The sequence below is a fragment of the Myxococcus guangdongensis genome (assembly GCF_024198255.1).
Classification (GTDB): Bacteria; Myxococcota; Myxococcia; order Myxococcales; family Myxococcaceae; genus Myxococcus; species Myxococcus guangdongensis.
The window spans coordinates 194,028-218,561 of sequence record NZ_JAJVKW010000002.1 but is presented as its reverse complement, the minus strand read 5'-3'; the positions used below and the strand labels follow the sequence as shown (position 1 = coordinate 218,561).

General features: G+C 70.2%; 8 protein-coding genes. 3 read left to right on the top strand and 5 right to left on the bottom strand.

Annotated elements, in window-relative coordinates:
• Positions 1 to 42 precede the first annotated feature (42 nt).
• Genes argC through LXT21_RS05705 form a run of 4 tightly spaced genes read right to left on the bottom strand, consistent with a single transcriptional unit; the run spans position 43 to position 3,768 of the window.
• Positions 43 to 1,083 carry an N-acetyl-gamma-glutamyl-phosphate reductase gene (gene argC / locus LXT21_RS05720; protein ID WP_254037075.1) on the bottom strand — a complete coding sequence of 347 codons (1,041 nt, stop codon included), beginning with the start codon at positions 1,081 to 1,083 and terminating at the stop codon, positions 43 to 45.
• Positions 1,080 to 1,931, bottom strand: a complete 852-nt coding sequence (locus LXT21_RS05715) for a RimK family alpha-L-glutamate ligase (protein WP_254037074.1) — start codon at positions 1,929 to 1,931, stop codon at positions 1,080 to 1,082. The genes argC and LXT21_RS05715 overlap by 4 nt, the downstream gene beginning before the upstream one ends.
• Positions 1,928 to 2,962 (bottom strand): transketolase family protein, encoded by a 1,035-nt coding sequence (locus tag LXT21_RS05710; protein ID WP_254037073.1) that lies wholly within the window; start codon positions 2,960 to 2,962, stop codon positions 1,928 to 1,930. Before LXT21_RS05710 ends, LXT21_RS05715 begins: the two co-directional genes overlap by 4 nt.
• Positions 2,959 to 3,768: a 1-deoxy-D-xylulose-5-phosphate synthase N-terminal domain-containing protein gene (locus LXT21_RS05705; RefSeq protein ID WP_254037072.1), complete on the bottom strand. Its 810-nt coding sequence runs from the start codon at positions 3,766 to 3,768 to the stop codon at positions 2,959 to 2,961. Before LXT21_RS05705 ends, LXT21_RS05710 begins: the two co-directional genes overlap by 4 nt.
• 221 nt (positions 3,769 to 3,989) lie before the next feature.
• Here LXT21_RS05705 and LXT21_RS05700 point away from each other — a divergent pair, with 221 nt between their 5' ends.
• From LXT21_RS05700 to LXT21_RS05690, 3 genes are all read left to right on the top strand, one after another.
• Positions 3,990 to 5,678, top strand: coding sequence for an AMP-binding protein (locus LXT21_RS05700; RefSeq protein WP_254037071.1), 1,689 nt, complete (start codon positions 3,990 to 3,992; stop codon positions 5,676 to 5,678).
• Between the two features lie 33 nt (positions 5,679 to 5,711).
• The gene (locus tag LXT21_RS05695) at positions 5,712 to 5,978 is read left to right on the top strand and encodes a phosphopantetheine-binding protein (RefSeq protein WP_254037070.1); all 267 of its coding nucleotides are present in this window, start codon (positions 5,712 to 5,714) and stop codon (positions 5,976 to 5,978) included.
• 116 nt (positions 5,979 to 6,094) lie between these two features.
• Positions 6,095 to 20,716 (top strand): non-ribosomal peptide synthase/polyketide synthase, encoded by a 14,622-nt coding sequence (locus LXT21_RS05690; protein ID WP_254037069.1) that lies wholly within the window; start codon positions 6,095 to 6,097, stop codon positions 20,714 to 20,716.
• Here LXT21_RS05690 and LXT21_RS05685 read toward each other — a convergent pair.
• The gene (locus LXT21_RS05685) at positions 20,713 to 24,441 is read right to left on the bottom strand and encodes a type I polyketide synthase (protein ID WP_254037068.1); all 3,729 of its coding nucleotides are present in this window, start codon (positions 24,439 to 24,441) and stop codon (positions 20,713 to 20,715) included. The two genes, LXT21_RS05690 and LXT21_RS05685, sit on opposite strands and share 4 nt — an antisense overlap.
• Between the last annotated feature and the right edge of the window lie 93 nt (positions 24,442 to 24,534).

The following is a 24,534-nucleotide window of genomic DNA, read 5'->3' as shown; positions in this document are numbered from 1 at the left end:
CGGACACCGAGGGGGAGGTGGCGCATGGGGGAGTCTTTCACGTCAGAGGGGGTGGAGGCCGCGGAAGCCGAGGCCCTCCGTTTCAGGTCTGCCCAGCATCAGGTTCAGCGCATGTACGGCCGTGCCCGCCGCGCCCTTCACCAGGTTGTCCAGCGCCGCGTTCACCACGATGCGCCCGCGCTCGGCGTCCACGTCCACCGACAAGTCACAGTGGTTCGTGCCCGACAGCGGGCCCGGCTCGGGGAACGGTGACGCGCTCGCGTTGGCGCGCAGCACGTTCACGAACGGATGCTCACGGTACGTCGAGGCGAGCGCGCGCAGCGGCTCGTTGGCGTCCTCGAGCGGCCGCGCGGCGAAGGCGTGCACCGTGGCCAGGATGCCCCGGACGCTGGGCACCGCCGTCGCGCTGAAGTGCACGGTGGCGCGCGTGCCGGTGAAGCGCTCCGTCGCGGCCTCGATTTCTCCCGTGTGGCGATGGCCCGTGGGCCGATAGCAGCGCAGGGCCGAGGCCCGCTCGGGGTGATGCGAGGAGCGGTCCGGCGTCGCGCCGCCACCGGACGAGCCCGTCTTCGCGTCCACCACGACCTCAGGGCGCACCAGCCCCGCGCGCACCAGGGGCAACAACCCGAGCAGCGCCGCGTGGGCCATGCACCCGGGCACCGCCACCAGTCGCGCGTCCTTCAAGCGCGCGCCCGCCCACTCCGGCAGGCCGTAGACGAACTCGGGCAGCTCCGCGGAACGCGGCGCGCGCGGATACCAGCGCGCATGTTCGACGGGCCCGAGCCGGAAGTCCGCGCTCAGGTCGATGATGCGCGCGGCGAGCGGGCTCACCTGCGCCCAGCGGCGGATGAGCTCACCGGAGGGCATGCAGGAGACGAGCACGTCGCACGGCTCCAGCGCGTCGTGTGGCGCGAAGCGCAGCGTGCTCGCGCCGCGCAGGTGCGGGTGGGGGAAGTCGAGCCGCTTGCCGGCGTGCTGCTCGGACGTGGCCTGGGCCACCTCCACCGCCGGGTGGGCGAGCAACAACCGCAGCACCTCGCCGCCCGCGTAGCCCCCGGCCCCCAGCACCGCGACGCGTGTCATCGCAACGTCTCCCGCACGTAGTCCGCCATCAGCTCCGGCAGGGGGATGCCGGTGAACTCGATGCTCCGCGCGAACTCCACGCAGTGGTTGATTTCGTTCACCATCACCTCGCCTGCCCGGGTCTCCAGCAGGTCCACCGCCACCATCTCCCCGCCCACGGCGCGGGCCGCCTGCTCGGCGAGCCGGGCGTGGGACTCCGGCACCTCGTAGCGCTCCGGCACCGCGCCCCGGGCGGTGTTCGTCACCCAGTGCTCGGAGCGTCGGCGCATGCCGCCCACCGCCTTGCCGATGACGTACACGCGCAAGTCGTACCCCGGCTTGTCGATGTACTGCTGCACCAGCGCCACGTGGTCCTGCGCGCCGCCCATCTCGAAGCGCATGGACATCATGCCCTCCGCCGCGTGGACGCCATCCACGCGCGCCACCATCCGCCCCCACGAGCCGAGCACGGGCTTGGTCACCACGGGGAAGCCGCGCTCCTGCATCTGCGCGACGCAGGCCTCCTCCTCGAAGCCGACGAAGGCCCAGGGGATGGGCACCTCCGCCTTGGCGAGCGCGAGCGTGGTGAGCGCCTTGTCCCCGCACGTCGAGATGCAGTGCGCGGTGTTGAGCACCCGGGCGCCCTTCACCTCCAGGATGGAGGCCAGGTAGCGCGCCCGGGTGAAGGACATGCTGCGCATCAGCACGGGCCCGCCGTCCTGCCAGCGCTCGCGGCTCAGCGGGAGCACCAGCTGCGAGTCCGCGTGTGTCCGCACCCCGAAGCCCCGCGCGCGCAGCGCGTCCGCGAGCATCCGCTCCTCGGTGCGCAGGCGGGTGTAGACCAGGTGGACCTCGTGGCCTTGCATCATCCCCTCCTGGAGGGTGCCAGCGCCGCCAGCCGGGGGCGGGGCAGGGCGCCGAGAATCGTCTCCACCAGCGCGCCCGCCTCCAGGCCGTGGCGCTGCAGCAGCGACTCGTGGGTGCCGGCCGCCGAGTCGTAGCGGTCCTGGATGCCCGCGCGCACCACGCGCCGGCCCAACCCGTGACTCGCCACGCTCTCGCACACCGCGCCGCCCAGGCCGCCGAGGATGGAGTGCTCCTCCACGGTGACGAGCAGCCGGGTGCGCTCGGCCGTCTCCAGGAGCGCCTCCTCGTCGAAGGGCTTGAGCGTGTGCAGGTTCACCACGCGCGCGGAGATGCCCTGGGTCTCCAGCCGCGCCGCCACGTCCAGCGCCATGCTCACGCCCACTTCTCCGTGCGCGATGATGCCCACGTCGCTGCCCTCGCGCAGGCACATGGCGCGCCCCAGGGCGAAGGCGGGCCGGGCCACGTCCAGCCGCGTGACGCGGTTGCGGCCCAGCCGCAGGTACACCGGGCCCTCCATCTCCAGCACCGCCCGCGTCGCCTGAATCGTCTCCAGCCCGTCCGCGGGCGACACCACCGTCATGTTCGGCATGGCGCGCAGGATGGCCAGGTCCTCGATGGCGTGGTGCGTGGGGCCGAAGAACGCGCCGGACAGGCCGCCGTAGTCGCACACCAGCTTCACGTTGGCGCGCGCATACGCCAGGCCCAACCGCACCTGCTCGCACGCGCGCATCGCCCCGAAGGGCGCGAACGTGTGGGCGAAGACGACGTGGCCGGTGGCCGCCATGCCGCTGGCGATGTCCAGCATCGCCGCCTCGCAGATGCCCAGGTTGAGGAAACGCTCCGGGTGGCGCGCGGCGTACGGGTCTCCACCCCCCGCCAGGTCCGCCTCCAGCAGCACCACGCGCTCATCCTGGTCCGCGAGCCTGGCCAGCGCGTGCCGGAACACGAGCCGGTTCGACAGGCCCGGCTGCTCCGCGAGCCAGTCCGAGGGCGCCGTCAGCAGGTCCGCGCCGCTGGAGGTGGAGCTCGTCACGGCGTCACCTCACCCAGCGACGCGAGCGCCCGCTTGAGCTGCTCCGGGTTGAACGTCGCGTAGTGCGGCCCCTTGCCGCGCAGCATCGGCACCCCCGCGCCCTTCTTCGTGTTCGCCACAATCGCGCGAGGCCCCTCGGCGGGCGCCTCCAACACCCGCGCCAGCGCCTCCATGTCGTGCCCGTCCACCTCCACGGTGCCCAGACCGAACGCGGACAGCCGCTGCACCAGCGCGCCCTGGGAGAGGATGCTCTCCGTGGGCCCGTCGTTCTGTCCGCCGTTGCGGTCCACCAACACGGTGAGTCCGGACAGCTCGTGCTGCGCCGCGATTTGCAGCGCCTCCCAGTTCGAGCCCTCGCCCATCTCCCCGTCTCCACAGACGACGAACACGCGGTTGGCGCGCTGCCGCAGCCGATGCCCCAGCGCCATCCCCACTCCCAGTCCCAGTCCGTGCCCCAGGCTCCCCGTGGGGAACTCCACGCCCGGCACCGCCGCGCTCACGTGTCCGGTATAGGGACTGCCCTCCGCGTTGTAGCGTTGCACCAGTTCTTCAGTATCGATGAAGCCGAACTCGGCCAGGGCGGCGTAGAGCCCGGCGGCGGCGTGGCCCTTGGAGAGGATGAGCGAGTCGCGCTCCTCCCAGCGGGGCTCCTGGGGCCGCACGTTCATCACCCGCCCGAGCAGCACCACGAGCAGCTCCACCATGGAGAGCGAGCCCCCCAGGTGGCAGCCCACGGGCGTGGCGGCGAGCCGGAGAATGGTCCGGCGGATGCGACGGGCGCGCTCCTCGAGGGGTACCTGGACCATGGGTGTCATGCCGGTGGAAGCGGGCCCGTTGTCATCATCCGGTGGGGCGCACATTCCTGGCGATCCATTCCAAAGTAGGAAACCGAGAGCGGCCCCGTCAATGTGAGTGAGGGTCCTTGGGGTGCAGACATGTGAGCTTTCGCAGCCTTGCTGGTTTTACACGCGAATCGGTATGGTTCGCGCGGTCCGGAAAGTCACGCGGTCCATGGAGGATGTGGACGATGGACGCACGGTTCGGAAGCGGCCCCACGCGGGAGCAGTCGGCGCTGTACCGGAGCAGGGGCTGGTGGCGTGACGAGACGGTGCTGGACGACCTGCGTCGAGCCATCCAGAAGCACCCGGACAAGCCGGCCATCGTCGCGGCGCGCTACTTCGCCAAGGACGTCACGCGCATCAGCTACGCGCAGCTGGGACGGTACGCGGAGCGCTTCGCGGGCGCGCTCGTGTCGCTGGGCGTGGCCCGGGGCGAGCTGGTGGCGGTGCAGCTGCCCAACTGGTGGCAGTTCACCGCGCTGGCGCTGGCGTGCGCGCGCATCGGCGCCGTCGTCGCGCCGATTCCCCCGGACTACCGACGCCGCGAGGTGGAGTTCATCCTCGGCAGGACGGAATCCTCCGTCTACATCGGACCGCTGAGCTGGAGCGGGCACTCGCACCGGGACATGCTGCGCGAGGCCGCGTCGTCGCTGCCGGCGCTGAAGCACCGCGTCTTCATCGGAGCGGGCGCGGACGGTGCCACGCAGGAGGGCGAGCTGGCCTTCGAGGCGTACTTCGTCGAGCGGCGCTGGGAGGACGAGGTCGACCAGGCGACGCTGGACGTCAGGTCCGCGCGCGCCGACGACATCTGCAACGTCCTCTACACCTCCGGCACCACGGGCGAGCCCAAGGGCGTCGTCCACTCGCACAACACCAACTTCGGCATCACCCGCGCCATCGCGGACGTCATGGCCCTGGGCGAGGACGACGTGGTGTGCCTGCCGTCGCTGCTCACCGCCTCCAGCGGATTTACTTACCTGTACTTGATGGCGGTGAACCTGGGGGCGACGGCTGTCTACATGGACGTGGGGGACCCGGAGCTCACGCTGCGCTGCATCCAGGAGCACGGCGTCACGTTCATGTATGGGATTCCCACGTATGTGATGAACGTCATCGCGGCGAAGAAGAAGCGCGGCGGTGAAACATCTTCGTTGCGTCGGCTGTCCACCGGCTCCATCCCCGTGCCGCCGCACCTCATCGCCGCGGTCCGCGAGAGTTTTGGCGTGCCACTGCACACGCTGTGGGGGATGACGGAGAACGGCGCGGTGACGATTACGCGACGGGACGACCCGCCGGACTGGCCGTCCCACAGCGACGGGCGACCGGTGGAGTGGATGGAGGTGAGAATCGTCCCCGCGCTGGCCGAGGACGGCTCGCCCTACCCGGAGGGCACCGGAAGGCTGCTCGTCCGGGGCGCGAGCCAGTGCCTGGGCTACTTCAAGCGGGAGGACATCTACCGCGCGAGCGTGGACGCGGAGGGTTGGTTCGACACGGGGGACCTCGCGCGGGACGACGGGCGTGGGGGCATCCGCATCGTCGGGCGGCTCAAGGACGTCATCTTCCGCTACGGCCAGAAGGTGCCGGTGGTGGAGGTGGAGTCGGCGCTGTACTCGCATCCGAAGGTGAAGGAGGTGGCCGTCATCGGGCACTCCGACGACCGCATCGGCGGGGAGCGGGTGTGCGCGGTGGTGGTGGCGCGCGACGAGGCGCCGACGCTGGACGAGCTGCGCGCGCACTTGAAGGGCCTGGGCATGTCCAACCAGTACTGGCCGGACCGGCTGGAGGTGGTGGAGGAGATGCCCAAGACGCCGTCGGGAAAGATTCGAAAGTACCTGCTGCGCGAGCGGCTCCAGGGCCCCACCGCCAAGGTGGGCTGAGACCCTCTCGCCACGTCACCATGAGGAGCACACGTGAGCACTGACACGAGCACCACGCCCCTTCAGCGCCAGCTCGCCGCGTACTGGCGCGAGCTGCTCGGGGCGGAGGTGGTGAGGCCGCAGGACCACTTCCTGGAGGTGGGCGGCAACTCGCTGATGGCGACGATGCTGGCCAACCGCATCGAGGAGGAACTGGGCGTCCAGCTCTCCATGGTGGACCTGTTCGATACGCTGGAGCACGTCACCGCGGTCTGCGAGGAGCAGCTCCGCGAGCAGGGCCGCACCTTCCCCGCGGCTTGAAGTCCCGCCCGGCTTCATCCGGGCACACGCCTCACGCCTTCGCGAAGTGCAGCGACCTGTCCGGGTCGCGGGGCTTCGTGTCTTCGAGATCTGCTTCCTTGAGTTGAGGTGTCGACATGTCCGCGAATGAGTCGAAGCCCGCGAGCCCTCGTGCTCGCAGGCCTCCCCCCGTGGTGCCCGTCCGCCGCGAGGGCGCGCCGCCGCTCTCCTTCGCTCAGCGCCGCATGTGGTTCCTCTCGCGGCTGGACCCCTCGGGCTTCGCCTACAACGCGCCGTTCTTCTCGCGACTGAAGGGCCGGCTGGACGTGGCCGCGCTGGAGCGGGCGCTCACGGAGGTGGTGCGCCGCCACGAGGCGCTGCGGACCACCTTCTCCGAGGTGGCGGGCGAGCCGGTGCAGCACATCGCGCCCGAGGCGACGGTGACGCTGGCGGTGGAGCGCGTGGAGGGTGAAGCCGAGGCGCGTCGGCACGCGGAGGAGGAGGCGAGGCGTCCGTTCGACCTGGGCACCGGGCCGATGCTGCGCGCCCGGCTGCTGCGGCTGGGCGACGACGACCATGTTCTGCTGCTGACCCTGCACCACATCGCGTGCGACGGGTGGTCGCTGTCGCTGCTGGAGCAGGAGCTTCGCGCGCTGTACGGGGCGTTCGTCGAGGGCCGCGAGCCCGCGCTGCCAGCGCTGACGGTGCAGTACGCGGACCATGCGGTGTGGCAGCGGGAGTGGTTGACGGGCGAGGTGTTGGAGACGCAGCTGGCGTGGTGGCGGGAGCATCTGTCAGGAGCCTCGCCCGCGCTGGAGTTGCCCACGGACAGGCCGAGGCCCGCGGTGCAGTCGTCGCGGGGCGCGGTGCTGGGCGTGCCGCTGCCCTCCGAGTTGATGCGGGCGTTGCACGAGCGGTGCAAGCAGGAGTCGGTGACGCCGTTCATGTGGTTGCTCGCGAGCCTGCAGGCATTGCTGTCGCGGCACAGCGGTCAGCCGGACGTGGTGGTGGGCACGCCCATCGCGGGGCGCACGCGGCGCGAGGTGGAGGGGCTCATCGGGTTCTTCGCCAACACGCTCGCGCTGCGCACGGACGTGGACGGGAGCGAGACCTTCAAGTCGCTGCTCGCGCGGGTGCGTCGCTCGTGCCTGGGGGCGTATCAGCACCAGGACGTACCCTTCGAGCGACTGGTGGACGCGCTGCGGCCGGTGCGAGACCTGAGCCGCTCGCCGCTGTTCCAGGTGTTGCTCGTGCTCCAGAGCGCGCCGCCGCTGGTGCGACTGCCGGGGCTGGAGTCGCGTGACGCGGACTTCGAGCCCGGCGTGGCCAAGTTCGACCTCACGCTCTTCGTGCGCGAGACGCCGGACGGTTGGATGGGCCTGTGGGAGTACAGCACCGCGCTCTTCGATGAGGCGACGGTGCGCAGGCTCGCGGGACACTTCGTCCGCTTCCTGCAGTGCGTGGTGGGCGACCCGGAGGCTCGGGTGGGGGCAGTTCCGCTCCTGGATGCCGAGGAGCGACGGACGGTGGTGCAGGAGTGGGACTGGAGGCAGGCGTCCAGGTCTCCGCCCTGGTTGATGCATCGGCGCGTGGAAGCCCAGGTGGCGCGCACGCCGCACGCGGTGGCGGTGACGGATGGACGCGAAACGCTGACGTACGCGCGATTCGAGGCGCGGGCGAATCAGCTCGCGCACCACCTGAAGACGGTGGGCGTGCTCCCGGGTGACGTGGTGGGCCTGTGTCTGGAGCGGGACAGCCTGGACCTGCCCGTGGCGGTGCTCGCGACGTTGAAGGCGGGCGCGGCGTGCATGCCCCTGGATGCGAGCTATCCACGGGAGCGACTGGCCCGGATGCTCGAGGACGTGGGCGCGCCGGTGGTGCTGATGCACTCCTCGCTGGAGGCCGTGCTTCCGCCGGAGAGCGCGTCGCGTCGGGTGCGATTGGATGAGGAGGCCGGGCGAATCGCAGCGGCTTCCACGCTGGCGCCCGCGTGGGTGCTGTCTCCCGCCACGCCCTGTTACGTCCTCTTCACGTCCGGGAGCACGGGGCGCCCCAAGGGCGTGACGATGTCCCACGGCGCGCTGGACACGTTGGTGCGCTGGCAGCTCGAGAACACGGCGGCGCCGCGCGCGCGGACGTTGCAGTTCAGCGCGTTGAGCTTCGATGTGTCGTTCCAGGAGATGCTGTGCACGTGGTGTGAGGGCGGGACGCTGGTGCTCGTCTCGGCCACGACGCGGCAGGACCCGGCCCTGCTGCTCGCGCACATGCGGGAGCACGGCGTGGAGCGGCTCTTCCTGCCGTACGTCGCGCTCCAGTCACTGGCCGAGCGCGCCCGGCACGAGTCCGCGCTCCCTCCGTTGAAGCAGGTGGTGACGGCGGGCGAGCCGCTGCAGGTGACGCCCGCGGTGGTGTCGTTCTTCGAGCGGTTGCCCGGGTGCGTACTGGAGAACCAGTACGGGCCGACGGAGTCGCACGTGGTGACGGCCTGGAGGGCGGAGGGCCCGCCGTCGACGTGGCCCGCGCTCCCTCCGGTGGGCAAGCCCATCACGCTCGCGAAGGTGTTCGTGCTGGACGCGTTCGGCGCACCGTGCCCCATCGGCGTCACGGGCGAGCTGTATCTGGGAGAGCGGAGCCTCGCGCACGGTTACTGGGGGCGTCCAGAGCTGACGGCGGAGCGCTTCGTCCCCAATGCTGTGCAGGGCCACCGAGACGAGAGTCGCCTGTACCGCACGGGGGACCGGGGACGGTGGCTCGCGGATGGGAACCTGGAGCTGCAGGGGCGCTTGGACGAGCAGGTGAAGGTGCGTGGCTTCCGCGTGGAGCCCGGCGAAGTCGAAATCGCCCTGAAGGAAGTGGAGGGCGTGGAGGACGCGGCGGTGGTGGCGCGCGTCTCGGAGCGGGGTGGGAAGCAGTTGGTGGGCTACGTCGTCGCGACGGGCGCCTGGGATGCCGAGGCGCTGAAGCGTCGCCTCGCGAAGCGGCTGCCTGAGTACATGGTGCCCTCGGTGCTGGTGCCGCTGGAGGCCCTGCCGCTGACGCCGAGCGGGAAGGTGAACCGCCGGGCACTGCCCCAACTGGAGTCCTCGCGAGAGGAGCCGGGCACGCGCTACGAGGCGCCGCGCACCGGGATGGAGCAGACGCTCGCGAACGTGTGGCGCGAGGTGTTGGGAGTGCCGCGCGTCGGCGTGCGAGACGACTTCTTCGCGCTGGGGGGGCACTCGCTGCTGGCGACGCGCGTGGTGTCTCGTCTCCGGGATGAGCTGGGGCAGGACGTCCCGGTGCGATTGTTGTTCGAGGCGCCCACGGTGGAGGCGCTGGCCGAGCGACTGGGCACGGCGGTCGGGCGTACGCGGCTGCCCTCCCTGACGCGCGCGGGACGGCCGGTGGACCCGCCGCTGTCATTCGCGCAGCGACGGCTGTGGTTCCTCGCACAGCTGGATGCGGGAGGACACTCGTACAACCTGCCCTTCGTCGTCCGTCTCCACGGCGCGGTGGACGCGCGTGCGTTGGAGCAGGCCCTCGTCCAGGTGGTGCGCAGGCACGAGGCGCTGCGCACGAGCTTCGTGGAGGTGGGCGGAGAGCCCGTGCAGCGCATCGCCCCGGACGCGGCGCTGTCCCTGCGCGTGGCGTCCGTCGAGAACGCTGCCGACATGGAAGCAGCGGTGCGTGAGCAGGTGGTGCACGAGGTCCAGGCGCCCTTCGATGTGACGCGAGGTCCACTGCTCCGAGCGACCCTGTTGAGGACGGGCCGGGACGAGCAGGTGCTGGTGGTGGTGCTGCACCACCTGGTGGCGGATGGCTGGTCGCTCGGCGTGCTCACGCGGGAGCTGGAGTCGCTGTACGTCGCGGCCGCACTGCCCGAGTTGCCGGTGCAGTACGCGGACTATTCGGTGTGGCAGCAGGACTGGTTGAAGGGCGAGGTGGAGTCCGCGCAGCTCGCGTGGTGGGGCGAGGTGCTGAAGGGCGCGCCGCCGGTGTTGGAGTTGCCGACGGACCGACCGAGGCCGCCGGTGCAGGGCTACCGGGGCGCGAGCGTGCCGGTGCGCTTGTCCACCGAACTCAGCGAGTCCCTGCGTCAGCTGGGGCGGCGAGAAGGCGCGACGCTGTACATGACGCTGCTCGCGGGCTTCCAGGTGTTGCTGGCGCGCTACAGCGGACAGTGGGACGTGGTGGTGGGGACGCCGGTGTCAGGCCGCACGGCGAAGGAGACGGAGGGGCTGATGGGCTTCTTCGTCAACACGCTGGCCCTGCGGGCACAGCCGGACTCATCGCGCTCCTTCGAGGTGTTCCTGCGTCAGACGAAGGAGTCGGTGCTCGGGGCGCTCGCGCACCAGGACGTGCCCTTCGAACGGTTGGTGGAGCACCTGCGTCCCGAACGGGACCTGAGCCGCTCGCCGCTGTTCCAGGTGCTCTTCACGCTGCAGGACGCCGCGCCGCTGCTGTCGTTGCCCGGCGTCACCGCGAGCCCCTGGGACTTCGCGAGCACCATCGCCAAGTTCGACCTGGAGTTGCTGCTGGTGGACGCCCCCGGCGCGAGCGTCGAGGGCCAGCTCATCTACAACGCGGACCTCTTCGAGTCGTCCACGGTGCAGCGGCTCGCCGCGTGCTTCCTGGAGCTGTTGTCGAACCTGTCCGCCCGGCCCCAGGCCCGGTTGTCGACGCTGTCCCTGCTGCCCGCGGAGGACCGCGCGCGGCTGTTGGTGGAGTGGAACCAGACGGCGGTCGACTTCCCGCGCGAGGCCTGTGTCCACCACCTCTTCGAGGAGCAGGTGGCGCTGCGCCCCGACGCGGTGGCGCTGGAGTTCGGCGACGAGCGGCTCACCTACCGCGAGCTGGAGTCACGCGCCAACCAGCTCGCCTGGGCACTGCGCGCGCGCGGTGTCGGCGTGGATGTGCTGGTGGCGGTGTGTCTGGACCGCTCGGTGGAGCTCATCGTGTCGCTGTTGGCCATCCTCAAGGCCGGCGGTGCGTACGTGCCGCTCGACTCCAGCTATCCGGCGAAGCGACTGGAGCAGATGCTGGAGGACTCGGCGCCGCGGTTGCTCATCACCACCCGGGTCCTCCTGGAGCAACTGCCTCGCGAGGGACGTCCCGAGCTGATGCTGTTGGAGGAGGAGCGGCTCGACGGACAGCCGACGACGGCGCCGCGCATGCCGGTGTCGGGACGCAATCTGGCGTACGTGGACTTCACGTCCGGGAGCACCGGGCGCCCCAAGGGCGTGGCGGTGGAGCACCGAGGTGTGCTGCGGCTCTTGTACGGCGCGCCCTACGCGAAGCTGGGGCCCGAGGAGACCTTCCTGCTCATCGCGCCCATCTCCTTCGACGCGTCGACGTTGGAGGTCTGGGGCCCCCTGTGTCTTGGTGGAAGACTGGTGGTCTTCCCGCCGCGCTCGCCCAGCGACCTGGACCTCCTGTCCGAGGTGCTCCGTCGACACTCGGTGACGTTGCTGCACCTGACGGCGGGTTTGTTCAGCCAGATGGTGGAGCTGGGGTTGGAGGGGCTGAAGACGGTGCGTCAGCTCCTGACGGGTGGCGACGTGGTGTCCGCGCCGCACGTGAGGCGCTCGTTGGAGGAGCTGCGCATCCCGGTGACGGCCTGCTACGGGCCCACGGAGAGCACGCTCTTCACGTCGACGCATCGGATGACGCGGGTGGAGGACGTGGGGACGTCGGTGCCCATCGGCCGGCCCATCGGCAACACGCAGGTCTACATCCTGGACGAGGGGATGGAGCCGGTGCCCGTGGGTGTGGCGGGAGAGCTGTTCATCGGCGGCGACGGACTGGCCCGTGGTTACCTGCGCCAGCCGGATGTGACGGCGGACCGCTTCATCCCGAACCCCTTCAGCGCGGCGCCGGGAGAGCGCCTCTATCGCACGGGTGACCTGGCGCGGTGGCGCCCGGACGGGGTGCTGGAGTTCCTGGGGCGACGCGACAGTCAGGTGAAGGTGCGGGGCTACCGCATCGAGCTGGCCGAGGTGGAGGCGGCGTTGCTCGCACATCCCTCTGTGAAGGAGGGGCTCGTGGTGGTGCGGGACGGAGCCGGGGGCAAGCGGCTGGTCGCGTACTACGTCGAGCAGCAAGGGCCTGAGACTCTGAAGGTGCGCGACTGGCTGAAGCAGAAGCTGCCCGAGTTCATGGTGCCCTCGGCCTTCGTGCGACTGCAGGCGTTGCCGCTGACGGCGAACGGGAAGGTGGACCGCAGGGCCTTGCCGTCGCCGGACCAGGAGGGGCCGGGGGGCGAGGAGGTGCAGAGTCCTCGGACGGTGATGGAGTCGCTGGTCGCGCGCATCTGGACGCCGCTGCTCGGCGTGGCGCGGGTGGGCGTGAAGGATGACTTCTTCGCGTTGGGTGGGCACTCGTTGCTGGCGACGCGCGTGGTGTCGCGACTGCGGGAGGCGCTGGGGCGCGACGTGCCGGTGCGGTGGTTGTTCGAGGCATCCACGGTGGAGTCCTTGGCGGAGCGACTGGAGGGACTCACGGCGCGAGGTTCCGGCGCGAGCCTCTCCAGGCCGTCACGCGTGCCGAGGCTCGCGGGGATGCCGCTGTCGTTCGCGCAGCAGCGCCTGTGGTTCCTGGGGAAGCTCGACGCGGGGGGCTATTCGTACAACCTGCCGTTCGTCGTGGGCCTGAGTGGCTTGCTGGACGTGGGGCAGTTGGAGCGGGCGTTCGCGGAGGTCGTACGTCGACACGAGTCGCTGAGGACGACGTTCGAGGAGGTGGAGGGACAGCCGGTGCAGCGCATCGCCTCCGAGGCGGCGGTGCGGCTCGCGGTGGTCGCGATGCAGGGCGCACTGCGTGACGAGGTGGAGAAGCTCGCGCGCGAACCGTTCGACCTGGGCACGGGGTCGCTGCTGAGAGTGACGTTGTTGAAGTCGAGCGAGCGTGAGCACGTGCTGGTGCTGGTGGTGCACCACATCGTGGCGGACGGCTGGTCGATGGGCGTGCTCGCGAAGGAGCTGGAGTCGCTCTATGGCGCGTTCGTCAGGAGAGAGGCCGCGGCGCTGCCCGAACTGCCGGTGCAGTACGCGGACTACGCGGTCTGGCAGCGCGAAGGGTTGAAGGGGGAGGTGCTGGAGGAGCAGCTGTCGTGGTGGAGGGCGAGGCTGACGGGAGCACCCGAGGTCTTGGAGGTGCCGACGGACCGCCCGAGGCCCGCGGTGCAGCGCTACCGGGGCGCGACCGTGGCGGTGGGTCTGCCCGCCGCGCTGAGCGAGAAGCTGAAGCGCCTGAGCCGGCAGGAGGGCGCGACGCTGTACATGACGCTGCTGGCGGGCTTCCAGGTGCTGCTGGCGCGCTACAGCGGACAGTGGGACGTGGTGGTGGGCTCTCCGGTGTCGGGCCGCACGGTGAAGGAGGTCGAAGGGCTCATCGGCTTCTTCGTGAACACGCTGGTGGTGAGGACGGAGGCGGCGGGGGAGCTGACGTTCCGCGAGATGTTGGGGCGGGTGAAGGAGTCGGTGCTCGGCGCGTTCGGTCACCAGGAAGTGCCGTTCGAGAAGCTGGTGGAGGCGCTGCAGTCGACGCGTGACACGAGCCGGGCTCCATTGGTCCAGGTGGCCTTCGGCCTGAACGGGCCTGCGCGACTGCCCGCGTTGCCGGGGCTGAGTGCGTCGGAGGTGAAGTACGAGCCGGGGATGGCGAAGTTCGACTTCGCGCTCTCCGTCCGTGAGGACGCGGAGGACCTCACGGGCTTCTGGGAGCTGAACACGGACCTGTTCGATGCCTCCACCGTGGAGCGCATGGCCGCGCACTACCAGCAGGTGCTGGAGTCGGCCGTGGCGGACCCCGAGGCGCGCGTGGGGACGCTGCCCCTGTCGGGACATCGTGAGGTCCCGAAGAAGGTGGATGTGGCGCGCATCCAGGCGCGTCGGCTCGAGCGTGTGGCGCGTGATTCCGTGCCCGAGGGGTTCATCGCGTCTCGGACGGGCTTCGAGGAGCTGGTGGCGGGCGTCTGGGCGCCGCTGCTGGGCGTGAAGCACGTGAGCGCGGAGGCCCACTTCTTCGAGCAGGGTGGTCACTCGCTGCTGGTGATGCAGGTGGCTTCGCGGCTGCGAGACGTGCTCGGGCGAGACGTCCCCGTGCGGATGCTGTTCGAGAACCCCACGGTGTCTTCGCTCGCGAGGAGCCTGGAGACCTTGGTTCGCGGCGGTCCTGGAGCGGAGCGTTCCGCGCTGGTGCCTGTGCCGCGCAGCGGGGCCTTGCCGCAGTCGTTCGCGCAGCAGCGTTTGTGGTTCCTGGACCGCTTGGAGCCCGACAGCCCTCTCTACAACATCCCCCTCGCGCTGCGACTCGAGGGGGCGCTCGATGTCAGTGCGCTGGCGCGAGCATTCGAAGCGCTGGTTCGTCGTCACGAATCCCTGCGGACGACCTTCCAACAGGAAGGGCAGGGCGCGGTTCAGTCCATCCAGGCCTCGGGCCCCGTGGCGCTGCCGGTGGTGGACCTGGGAGGCGTGTCCGTGGTGCGCCGTGAGCAGGAGGCGGTGCGGCTCGCCCTGGAGGAGGGGCGTCGTCCGTTCGACCTGGGCACGGGACCGCTGCTGCGAGCGACGTTGTTGAAGCTGGGCGAGCGCGAGCACGTGTTGGTGCTGGTGGTGCACCACATCGTGGCGGACGGCTGGTCGATGGGCGTGCTCACGAAGGAGCTGGAAGCGCTCTACGGCGCGTACGTGAGCGGTGAAGCCGCGACGTTGCCGGAGCTGCCGGTGCAGTACGCGGACTACGCGGTGTGGCAACGCGAGTGGCTGCAGGGCGAGGTGTTGGAGGAGCAGTTGTCGTGGTGGAGGGCGAGGCTGGCCGGAGCACCGGAAGCGCTGGAGGTGCCGACGGACCGACCGAGGCCGAAGGTGCAGAGCTACCGAGGCGCGAGCGTCCCGGTGCGATTCTCTCGCGAGCTGAGCGAGAAGCTGAAGCGCCTGAGCCGACAGGAAGGCGTGACGCTGTACATGGCGCTGCTGGCGGGCTTCCAGGTGCTGCTGGCGCGCTACAGCGGACAGTGGGACGTGGTGGTGGGCTCACCGGTGTCCGGGCGCACGGTGAAGGAGGTCGAAGGACTCATCGGCTTCTTCGTGAACACGCTGGTGGTGAGGACGGAGGCGGCGGAGGAGCTGACGTTCCGGGAGATGTTGGGACGGGTGAAGGACGCGGTCCTCGGGGCGCTGACGCATCAAGAGGTGCCGTTCGAGAAGCTGGTGGACGCGTTGCAGTTGAGTCGAGACCTGAGCCGCTCGCCGTTGGTGCAGGTGTCCTTCGCGCTCCAGACGGCGCCCGCGGGAGCGCTGTCCTTGCCGGGGCTCACGACGCGCGCGCTGGACCTGGGGACGCGGACCGCCAAGTTCGACCTCGCCCTGGCGCTGAGAGAGGACGAGGAGGGACTGGTCGGCGCCTGGGAGTTCAACACGGACCTGTTCAAGACGGCGACCGTGGAGCGGATGACGGCGCATCTCCTGCGCTTGCTGGACGTGGCGGCGGAGGTGCCCGAGGCGAAGCTGAATGCGCTCCCGATGCCGGGTCATCGCGAGCCGCAGCGGAAGCTCACAGGTGCGCGGATTTCAGCCCGGGGCAAGGCGCAGGGCACGCAGTCGGAGGACTTCATCGCGCCGAGGACGGAGATGGAGACGCGGGTCGCGGAGATCTGGGCGCCCTTGTTGGGCGTGGGGCGCATCGGCGCCGAGGACCACTTCTTCGAGAAGGGCGGACACTCGTTGCTGGTGATGCAGGCGGCGTCCCGTCTGCGTGAGGCGCTGGGGCTCGAGGTCCCGGTGCGGATGCTGTTCGAGTCCCCCACGGTGTCCTCGCTCGCGCAGAGCCTGGAGGTGCTGGTCCGAGGAGGCACGACGCCTCGGAGTCCGGTGCTCGTCCAGTCGACCCGAGACGAAGCCCCGCCGCTCTCCTTCGCCCAGCAACGCCTGTGGTTCCTGGACCGGCTGGAGCCGAACAGTCCGCTCTACAACATCGCCCTCGCGTTGACGTTGGAGGGTGCGCTCGATGTCGGAGCGTTGGAGCGCTCGTTCCAGGAGCTGGTCCGACGGCACGAGTCCCTGCGGACGACCATCCGCCAGGGCGAGCAGGGGGCGGTGCAGCACATCCACTCCGCCGCCTCCGTCCCTGTGTCCCAGGTGGACCTGACAGGTCTGCCCTCGGAAGAGCGAGCACGGGAAGCCCTGCGGCTGGGAACCCAGGAGGAGCAGCGTCCGTTCGACCTCGTCACGGGGCCGCTGCTGCGAGTGACGCTGCTGAAGCTGAGCGAGCGCGAGCACGTGCTGGTGCTGGTGGTGCACCACATCGTGTCCGACGGCTGGTCGATGGGCGTGCTCACGCGGGAGCTGGAAGCGCTCTACAGCGCGTACGTGAGCGGGGACGCAGCGGCGCTGCCAGAGCTGCCGGTGCAGTACGCGGACTACGCGGTCTGGCAGCGCGAGCGACTGAAGGGCGAAGTATTGGAAGAGCAGTTGTCGTGGTGGAAGGAGCGACTGACGGGAGCACCCGAGTACCTGGAGGTCTCGACGGACCGCCCGAGGCCCGCGGTGCAGAGCTTCCGAGGCGCCACCGTCCCAGCGCGGCTCTCCTCGCACTTGAGCGAGAAGTTGAAGCGCTTGGGCCAGGAGGAGGGCACGACGTTGTACATGACGCTGCTGGCGGGCTTCCAGGTGCTGCTGGCGCGCTACAGCGGACAGTGGGACGTGGTGGTGGGCTCGCCGGTATCGGGCCGCACGGTGAAGGAAGTCGAAGGGCTCATCGGCTTCTTCGTGAACACGTTGGTGGTGAGGACGGAGGCGGTGGGGGAGCTCACGTTCCGCGAGATGCTGGGACGGGTGAAGGAGTCGGTGCTCGGCGCGTTCGGTCACCAGGAAGTACCGTTCGAGAAGCTGGTGGACGCGTTGCAGCTGAGTCGTGACCTGAGCCGCTCGCCGTTGGTGCAGGTGTCCTTCGCGCTCCAGACGGCGCCAGTGGGGGAACTGTCCTTGCCGGGGCTCACGCTGCGGCCGCTGGACCTGGGTTCGCAGGTGGCCAAGTTCGATCTCTCCCTGGCGATGCGCGAGGACGCGGAGGGCCTGGCGGGGTACTGGGTCTTCAACACGGACCTGTTCGACAGTGCGCTGGTGGAGCGCATGGCGGACCACTTCCAGCGACTGCTGGAGTCCGCGGTCGATGTGCCGGAGACGAAGCTGAGCGAGCTTGCGATGCCAGGACATCGCGAGGTGCCCGTGAAGCAACCCGCGTCTCTCATCCAGGCCGAGGACTCTTCGAGTCGGGAGTCGCGACAGGTGACGGAGGGCTTCATCGCGCCGAGGACCACGATGGAGGAACTGGTCGCGGAGACGTGGGCGCCCCTGTTGGACGTGAGGCGAATCGGCGCCGAGGACAACTTCTTCGAGCGCGGTGGGCACTCGTTGCTGGTGATGCAGGTGGCCTCGCGCTTGCGCAAGGTGCTGGGGCGGGATGTGCCGGTGCGCCTGCTCTTCGAGGCGCCCACGGTGTCCGCCCTCGCCGCGAAGCTGGAGTCACTGGTGCGCGGCGGAGGCGTGACGGGGCGGCCGGAGCTCGTCCCCGTGACACGTGTCGACGGGATGCCGCAGTCCTTCGCGCAGCAGCGCTTGTGGTTCCTGGACCGCTTGGAGCCTGGGGGTTCGCTCTACAACATCGCCTTCGGGATGCGCTTGGAGGGAGGCCTCGACGTCGCGGCGCTGGAGCGCGCCTTCAACTCCCTCATCCAGCGTCACGAGTCGCTGCGAACCACCTTCCAGCAGGAGACGCGAGGTGCGGTGCAGCACATCCATGCCTCCGCGACGCTGGTGCTGCCGGTGGTGGACCTGAGCGGGCTGACGTCGGAGGCGCGCGAGCAGGAGGCCCTGCGCCTCGGCGCGGAAGACAGCCGTCGTCCGTTCGACCTCGTCACGGGACCGCTGTTGCGCGTGACGCTGTTGAAGCTGAGCGAGCGGGAACACGTGCTGGTGATGGTGGTGCATCACATCGTGTCAGACGCCTGGTCGATGAGCGTGCTCGCGAAGGAGCTGGAGACCCTCTACGGCGCGTACGTGAGGGGAGAGGCCGTGACGCTGCCGGAGTTGCCGGTGCAGTACGCCGACTATTCGGTGTGGCAGCGCGAGTGGTTGAAGGGCGAGGTGTTGGACGCGCAGTTGTCGTGGTGGAAGGAGCGACTGAAGGGCGCGCCCGAGTCCCTGGAGGTGCCGACGGACCGCCCGAGGCCGCCGGTGCAGAGCTACCGGGGCGCGAGCGTCCCAGTGCGATTCTCCCGAGAGCTGAGCGAGAAGGTGAAGCGCTTGAGCCAGCGAGAGGGCACGACGCTCTTCATGACGCTGCTGGCGGGGTTCCAGGTGCTCCTGGCTCGCTACACGGGGCAGTGGGACGTGGTGGTGGGTTCGCCGGTGTCGGGGCGCACGGTGAAGGAGGTCGAAGGGCTCATCGGCTTCTTCGTGAACACGCTGGTGTTGCGCACGGAGGCGACGGGGACGCTGACGTTCCTGGAGATGCTGGGGCGAGTGAAGGAGTCGGTGCTCGGCGCGTTCAGTCACCAGGAGGCGCCGTTCGAGAAGCTGGTGGAGGCGCTGAGCCCGAAGCGGGACATGAGCCGCGCGCCCGTGGTCCAGGTGGTGTTCCACCTGTTGAACACGCCGTCCGGAGACCTGTCACTGGAGGGCCTCACGCAGCGTCCCCTGGACCTGGGGTTGAAGGCCGCGAAGGTCGACCTGTCCCTGGGGCTGCGAGAGACGGCCGATGGAATCGACGGCCTCCTCGAGTTCGGCGCGGACCTGTACGACGTGTCGACCATGGCCCGCTTCTCAGAGCATCTGGTGCGACTGATGGAGCGCGCGGTGGAGGAGCCTCGGACGCGCCTGTGGGACCTCCCGCTCCTTTCCGAGTCCGCGCACGGCGAGCTGCTCACCCGACAGGGGCACGCGGGGTCCTCTGAAGGCGAGTGCCTGCATCGCCTCTTCTCCGCCCAGGCGGCGCGTACTCCCGACGGCGTCGCGGTGGAGATGGATGGACAGCCGATGACGTATGCGGAGCTCGACCGACGCTCGCATGCGTTGGCGGCGCTGCTGCGTCAGCGGGGCGTGAGGCCCGACGTGGTGGTGGGCCTGTGCCTGCGGCCGGGCTTCGAGTGGGTGGTGGCGATGCTCGCCATCCTCAAGGCGGGAGGCGCCTACCTGCCGCTGGACCCCGACCATCCGACGGAGCGGCTCGCGTATCTGTTGAGTGACTCCGGGGTGCGGCTGCTGGTGTCCCGGTCGGAAGAGGCCGCGCGGCTCGACTACTCGGGGGCCACCGTGTTGTTGGACCAGGTGGTGGTGCCCGAGGACAGCGCGAGCACGGGCGAGGTGGCGCCCGAAGTCACGGCGCGAAACCTCGCGTACGTCATCTACACGTCCGGCAGCACGGGCCGACCGAAGGGCACGCTGCTCGAGCATCGCGGCGCGGCCAATCTGGCGGCGTCCTTCCCCGCGGTGCTCGGAGGGTTGGGGCCGGGAGACCGCGTGTTGCAGTTCGCGCCCGTGAGCTTCGATGGCTCGGTGGCGGAGATCATCCCCACGCTGTTGAACGGGGCGACGTTGTGTCTGGCGCGTCGCGAGCAGATGTCACCGGGCAGCCCGTTGACGGAGCTCCTCGCGCGGGAGCGAATCACGGCGACCATCCTGCCGCCCTCGGTGCTCGCGGTGTCACCGGTGACGGAGCTGCCCTCGCTGCGGGTCCTGCTCTCCGCGGGAGAGGCGTGCAACGCGGAGTTGGTGGCGCGCTGGAGTCCGGGACGTCGCTTCGTCAACGGCTATGGCCCCACGGAGGGCACGGTGTGCGGCACCTGGGGCGAGTGCCACGCGGGCGCTCGGCTCACGATTGGCCGACCGCTGCACAACGTGGTGGTGCGGGTGATGGACGAGGCAGGGCACCTGGTGCCGCCCGGTGTCTGGGGTGAGCTGTATCTCGGCGGCATGGGACTCGCGCGAGGTTACCTGGGCCGCCCCGAGCTGACGGCCGAGCGCTTCGTCCCGGACCCGTACGCGGACGGCGGTCGGCTGTATCGCACGGGCGACGTGGTGCGCATGCTGGAGGACGGGCGGCTCGAGTACCTGCGCCGAGCCGACGCGCAGGTGAAGGTGCGCGGCGTGCGCATCGAACCCGGAGAAGCGAACGCGGCGCTCGCGACGTGCCCGGGCGTGCGGTCCTCCGTCGTCATGGGCCGCGCGGACACGCCGGGGGACATGCGGCTGGTGGCCTACGTGGTGCCCGCGGACGACGTCGCCCTGTCGGTGGACGTGCTGCGCGCGTGGATGAAGCGCACGCTCCCGGAGGCGCTCATCCCATCGGCCTTCGTGATGTTGCACGAGCTGCCGCTCACGCCGAACGGGAAGCCGGACTGGAAGGCGCTCCCCGCGCCGGAGTCGAATCGCCCGGAGCTCAGTGGTGGCTACGTGGCGCCTCGGGAGGGATTGGAGGCGGTGCTCGCGCGGCTCATCGCGGAGGTGCTGGGGTTGGACCGCGTGGGCGCGGGAGACAACTTCTTCGACCTGGGTGGCAACTCGCTGCTGTTGCAGACGCTCCAGGTGAAGCTGGAGGCGGAGCTGAACCGCAAGGTGCCGTTGGTGTCCCTGCTCCAGTTCCCCTCCGTGCGCTCGCTGGCGGAGCACCTGTCCCCCGCGCAGGAGTCGGAGACGCCGAAGACCTCGTCGACGGCGGAGAACCGGCGCGAGGGGCTCCAGCGCCTCGCGCGGCAACGACGTCAGCGGCCAGGCTCGGATTAGGGCAGCAGCCGGGCCAGCTTCGCTCCGAGCACCTCGACGTGAGGTGCCTGGAGCATCGTGTAGTGGTCTCCGGGAGTGACGTCCACGCGCGTCGCCGCGCCCAGGTCCAACCATCCCAGCTCGGGGTGTGGAGGGAAGCCCGGGGGCGGACGCTGGGCGCGGAAGTACTGGACCTCTCCTCCCTCCCAGCGTGGTGGCGTGTAGAGGCTCAGGGCCCGGGAGTTCGCTCGCAGCACGTTGAGCTGCCGACGCGCGTCATCGACGGTGGCGAAGGGCGGCGCGAGGCCTTTGTGCTCCGCCTCTTCCTGGAGCATGCGGAACTGCTCCTCCACGGACAGGTCCTTGGGCCACTTCGCGGCGGGGTCGAACATCTCCCCCGCGCGGAAGGCGAGCAGCGATATCCGGTCAGCGAGCTGCGCGGAGAAGAAGGCAGGAGGCGGCGTGTCCAGGAGCGCGCACAGCGGCACGGCCTCGCCTTCGGCGGACAGACGCCGCGCCATCTCGTAGACGATGGTGCCGCCCAGCGACGCGCCGATGAGCAGGTAGGGGCCTCTGGGGCGGACGACTCGGAGCGCGGCGACGTAGTGCTCCGCCATCTGCTCGACGGTGGTGAGGCAGGGCTCGTCACTCTCGAGGCCCACGGCGGAGAACCCGTACACGGACCGGTCGGGCGCGAGCCGTCGGGCCAGCTCCCGATAGAAGAGCACCTGTCCGCCCGCCGCGTGCGCGAAGAACACGGGCGTCTTCGCGGACGTGCCCGTCTGAATCTGCACGAGACAGTCGGGGCTCGTCTTCACGGCCTCGCGAGAACCACTGATGCGCTCGGCGAGTCGCGCCACGGTGGAGGCTTCGAGCACGGCCTTCAGGGACAGCTTCGTACCGAGGCGCTCGTGGATGCGGGCGCTCAGGCGCAGGGCGAGCAGGGAGTCGCCGCCGAGTGAGAAGAAGTCATCGTGGATGCCGATGCCGTCGAGGTGGAACGTGAGACGGAAGCACTCGAGCAGCATGGCCTCCGTGTCGTTGCGGGGAGGCGATGCGCGCGAGCCCTCGGGTCGGGTTGGCGCGGGCCTGGGTTCTTCACGTGGCTCCGCGGAGCGCACGGACGTTGGGGCGGCCGTGACGGGCTCGATCCAGTATCGCTCGCGGTCGAAGCTGTAGCCGGGGAGGGTGACACGGCGACGCTGTTCGCCCGCGCGGAAGCGCCCCCAGTCGATGGAGACGCCCGCGAGCCACGCCTCGCCGAGTGACGCGAGTGGATGCGTCGGTTCCTCGGAGGTGTACGGCAGCGTGGAGACCACGGGCTGGTGGGTGCGGCTCGGGTGTCGTCGGGTGAGCGAGGACAGGGCCGTGCCGGGGCCCACCTCGATGAAGGCTCGCTCCTTGTTCGAGAGCAACAGGTGCAGTGCATCCGAGAAGCGCACCGTCTCACGCAGGTGTCGGCACCAGTAGTCGACGCTGACGGCCTCGCGCTCGGTGAGCCAGTCTCCGGTGAGGCTGGACACGATGGGCAGCTTGGGCGCGCGAGGCTTGATGCGGGACACGACGCGCGCGAAGTCCGCCAGGTGCGGCTCCAGCATGAACGAGTGCGCGGCCTGTCCGAGCCGGAGCCTCCGGGCCTCGAGGCCTCGCGCGGCGAGCTCCGACTCCAGGGCGTCGAGCGCCTCCAGTGAGCCGGCGATGACGCAATCGGAGGGCGTGTTCAACGCGGCCACGGACAGCCGCGGATGCAGCAGCGCCTCTATCTGGGACACGGGCGCGAGGACCGCCGTCATCCCACCGGGTGGGAGTTGCTCCATGATTCTTCCGCGCGCGGTGACGAGCTCCAGCGCCTCCTCGAGCGTGAAGACTCCCGCCACGCACGCCGCCACGTATTCGCCGAGGGAGTGGCCGAGCAGCGCCTCGGGTTGGACGCCTCGGGAGAGCCACAGCTGCGCGAGCGCCCAGTTGCAGGTGAACAGCGCGGCCTGGGTCCAGAGGGGACGTGACAGCTCGCGCACCGCGGTGTCGTAGCGCTCGGCGGAGGCGAACAGCACGTCGCGCACGTCGGCGCCGAGAGGTCCTCGGAGCAGCGCGGCGCAGCGGTCGATGGACTGTCGGAAGGCGGGCTCGCCGAGCAGCTCCTCGCCCATGTTCACCCGCTGGGAGCCCGCGCCGGGGAACAGGAAGACCGCGCCACGCTTCTCCACCGTGTCGTGGCTCGTGCGTGGACGTTGGCCCTCGTCGCGCAGGCGCAGGGCCGCGTCCTTCGCGCTGCTCGCGGTGACGAAGCTCCGGTGCTCGAAGCGGTGACGCCCGACCTGGAGCGTGTGCGCGAGGTCCGCGAGCGAATCCTGGGTGTGCTCCAGGTGCTCGGCCAACTCGGTGCTCATCCGCTCCAGCGCGGCCTCGGAGCGGGCGGAGAGCAACAGCAGCTCCGTCTCACGGGACGAAGGTGACACGGGACGGACGGGGGCTTCCTCGAGCACCACGTGCACGTTGGTGCCGCCCATGCCGAACGAACTCACGCCCGCGCGCCGAGGCCCGGTGGTGTTCCACGGACGCGGCTCGGCCACGACGTAGAAGGGACTGTCGTCAAGGCCCAGGAGCGGATTGGGCCGACGGAAGTGGACGGTGGGCGGGAGCTGGCGGTGCTCCAGCGCCAGCACGGCCTTGATGAGTCCCGCCACGCCGGCCGCCGAGTCGAGGTGGCCCAGGTTGCTCTTCACCGAGCCCAGGCCGATGGAGCCCGGCGCCACGCCCTCGAAGACCTGCTTGAGGGCGGTGACCTCCACCGGGTCGCCGAGGGGTGTGCCCGTGCCGTGTGCTTCGATATAGGAGAGGGAACTCGGCTCCACGCCCGCGAGCGCCAGCGCATCACCGATGGCGGTGACCTGTCCGGAGACGGAGGGCGCGGTGAACCCCGCCTTGCCGCTGCCATCGTTGTTCGCGGCCGAGCCGAGGATGACGGCGCGTATGGGGTCGCCATCCGCGAGCGCGTCCTCCAGCCGCTTGAGCAGCACCACGCCCACGCCGTTGCCCGGCACGGTGCCCGCGGCCTGGGCATCGAAGGCGCGGCAGTGTCCATCGGGCGAGGAGATGCCACCCTCCTGCGTGGGGTACGCGCTCAATTGGGGCGAGCGCACGGCCGCGCCACCCGCGAGCGCCAGCGTGCACTCCCCCGCGAGCAGCGACTGACACGCGAGGTGCACGGCGGTCAGCGAGGTGGAGCACGCCGTCTGCACCGTCATCGCGGGGCCGGTGAGGTTGAGCTTGTAGGCCACGCGCGTCGCCAGGAAGTCGCTGTGCGTGCCGAGGACGCTCTCCGTCCAGTCGCTGGAGCGGCGCTCCATGTTGGGCAGGACGTTCGTCAGCAGATAGCTGCTGAGGGACGCGCCGCCATAGACGCCCACGTGCAGGGGCTTGGAGCGGGCGGTGTATCCCGCGGCCTCGAGCGCGCCCCAGCAGCACTCCATGAAGAGCCGCTGCTGCGGGTCCAGTTGCTCGGCCTCGCGCGGCGAGTAGCCGAAGAAGCGCGCATCGAAGAGGTCCGCGCCCTCGATGACGCCCGCCGCCGCGACCCAGCCCTCCTCGGAGGGGTAGCCGGCCTGCGCCCGCTGCTCGGCGTCCAGCACCGTGACGCTGTCGACACCGGAGATGAGGTTGGACCAGAAACGTCTTGCGTCCGAGGCGCCAGGAAAGCGGAGCGACAGTCCGATGATGGCGATGGCCGACGCGTGCTCACTCATCCCTGAAATAGAGCATGGCCGGCTGCACGAGTTGAGCCCGGATGACTGTGTTACCTGATAAATCTGGAGCAAGTGGGTGACACGGAGGTGCAG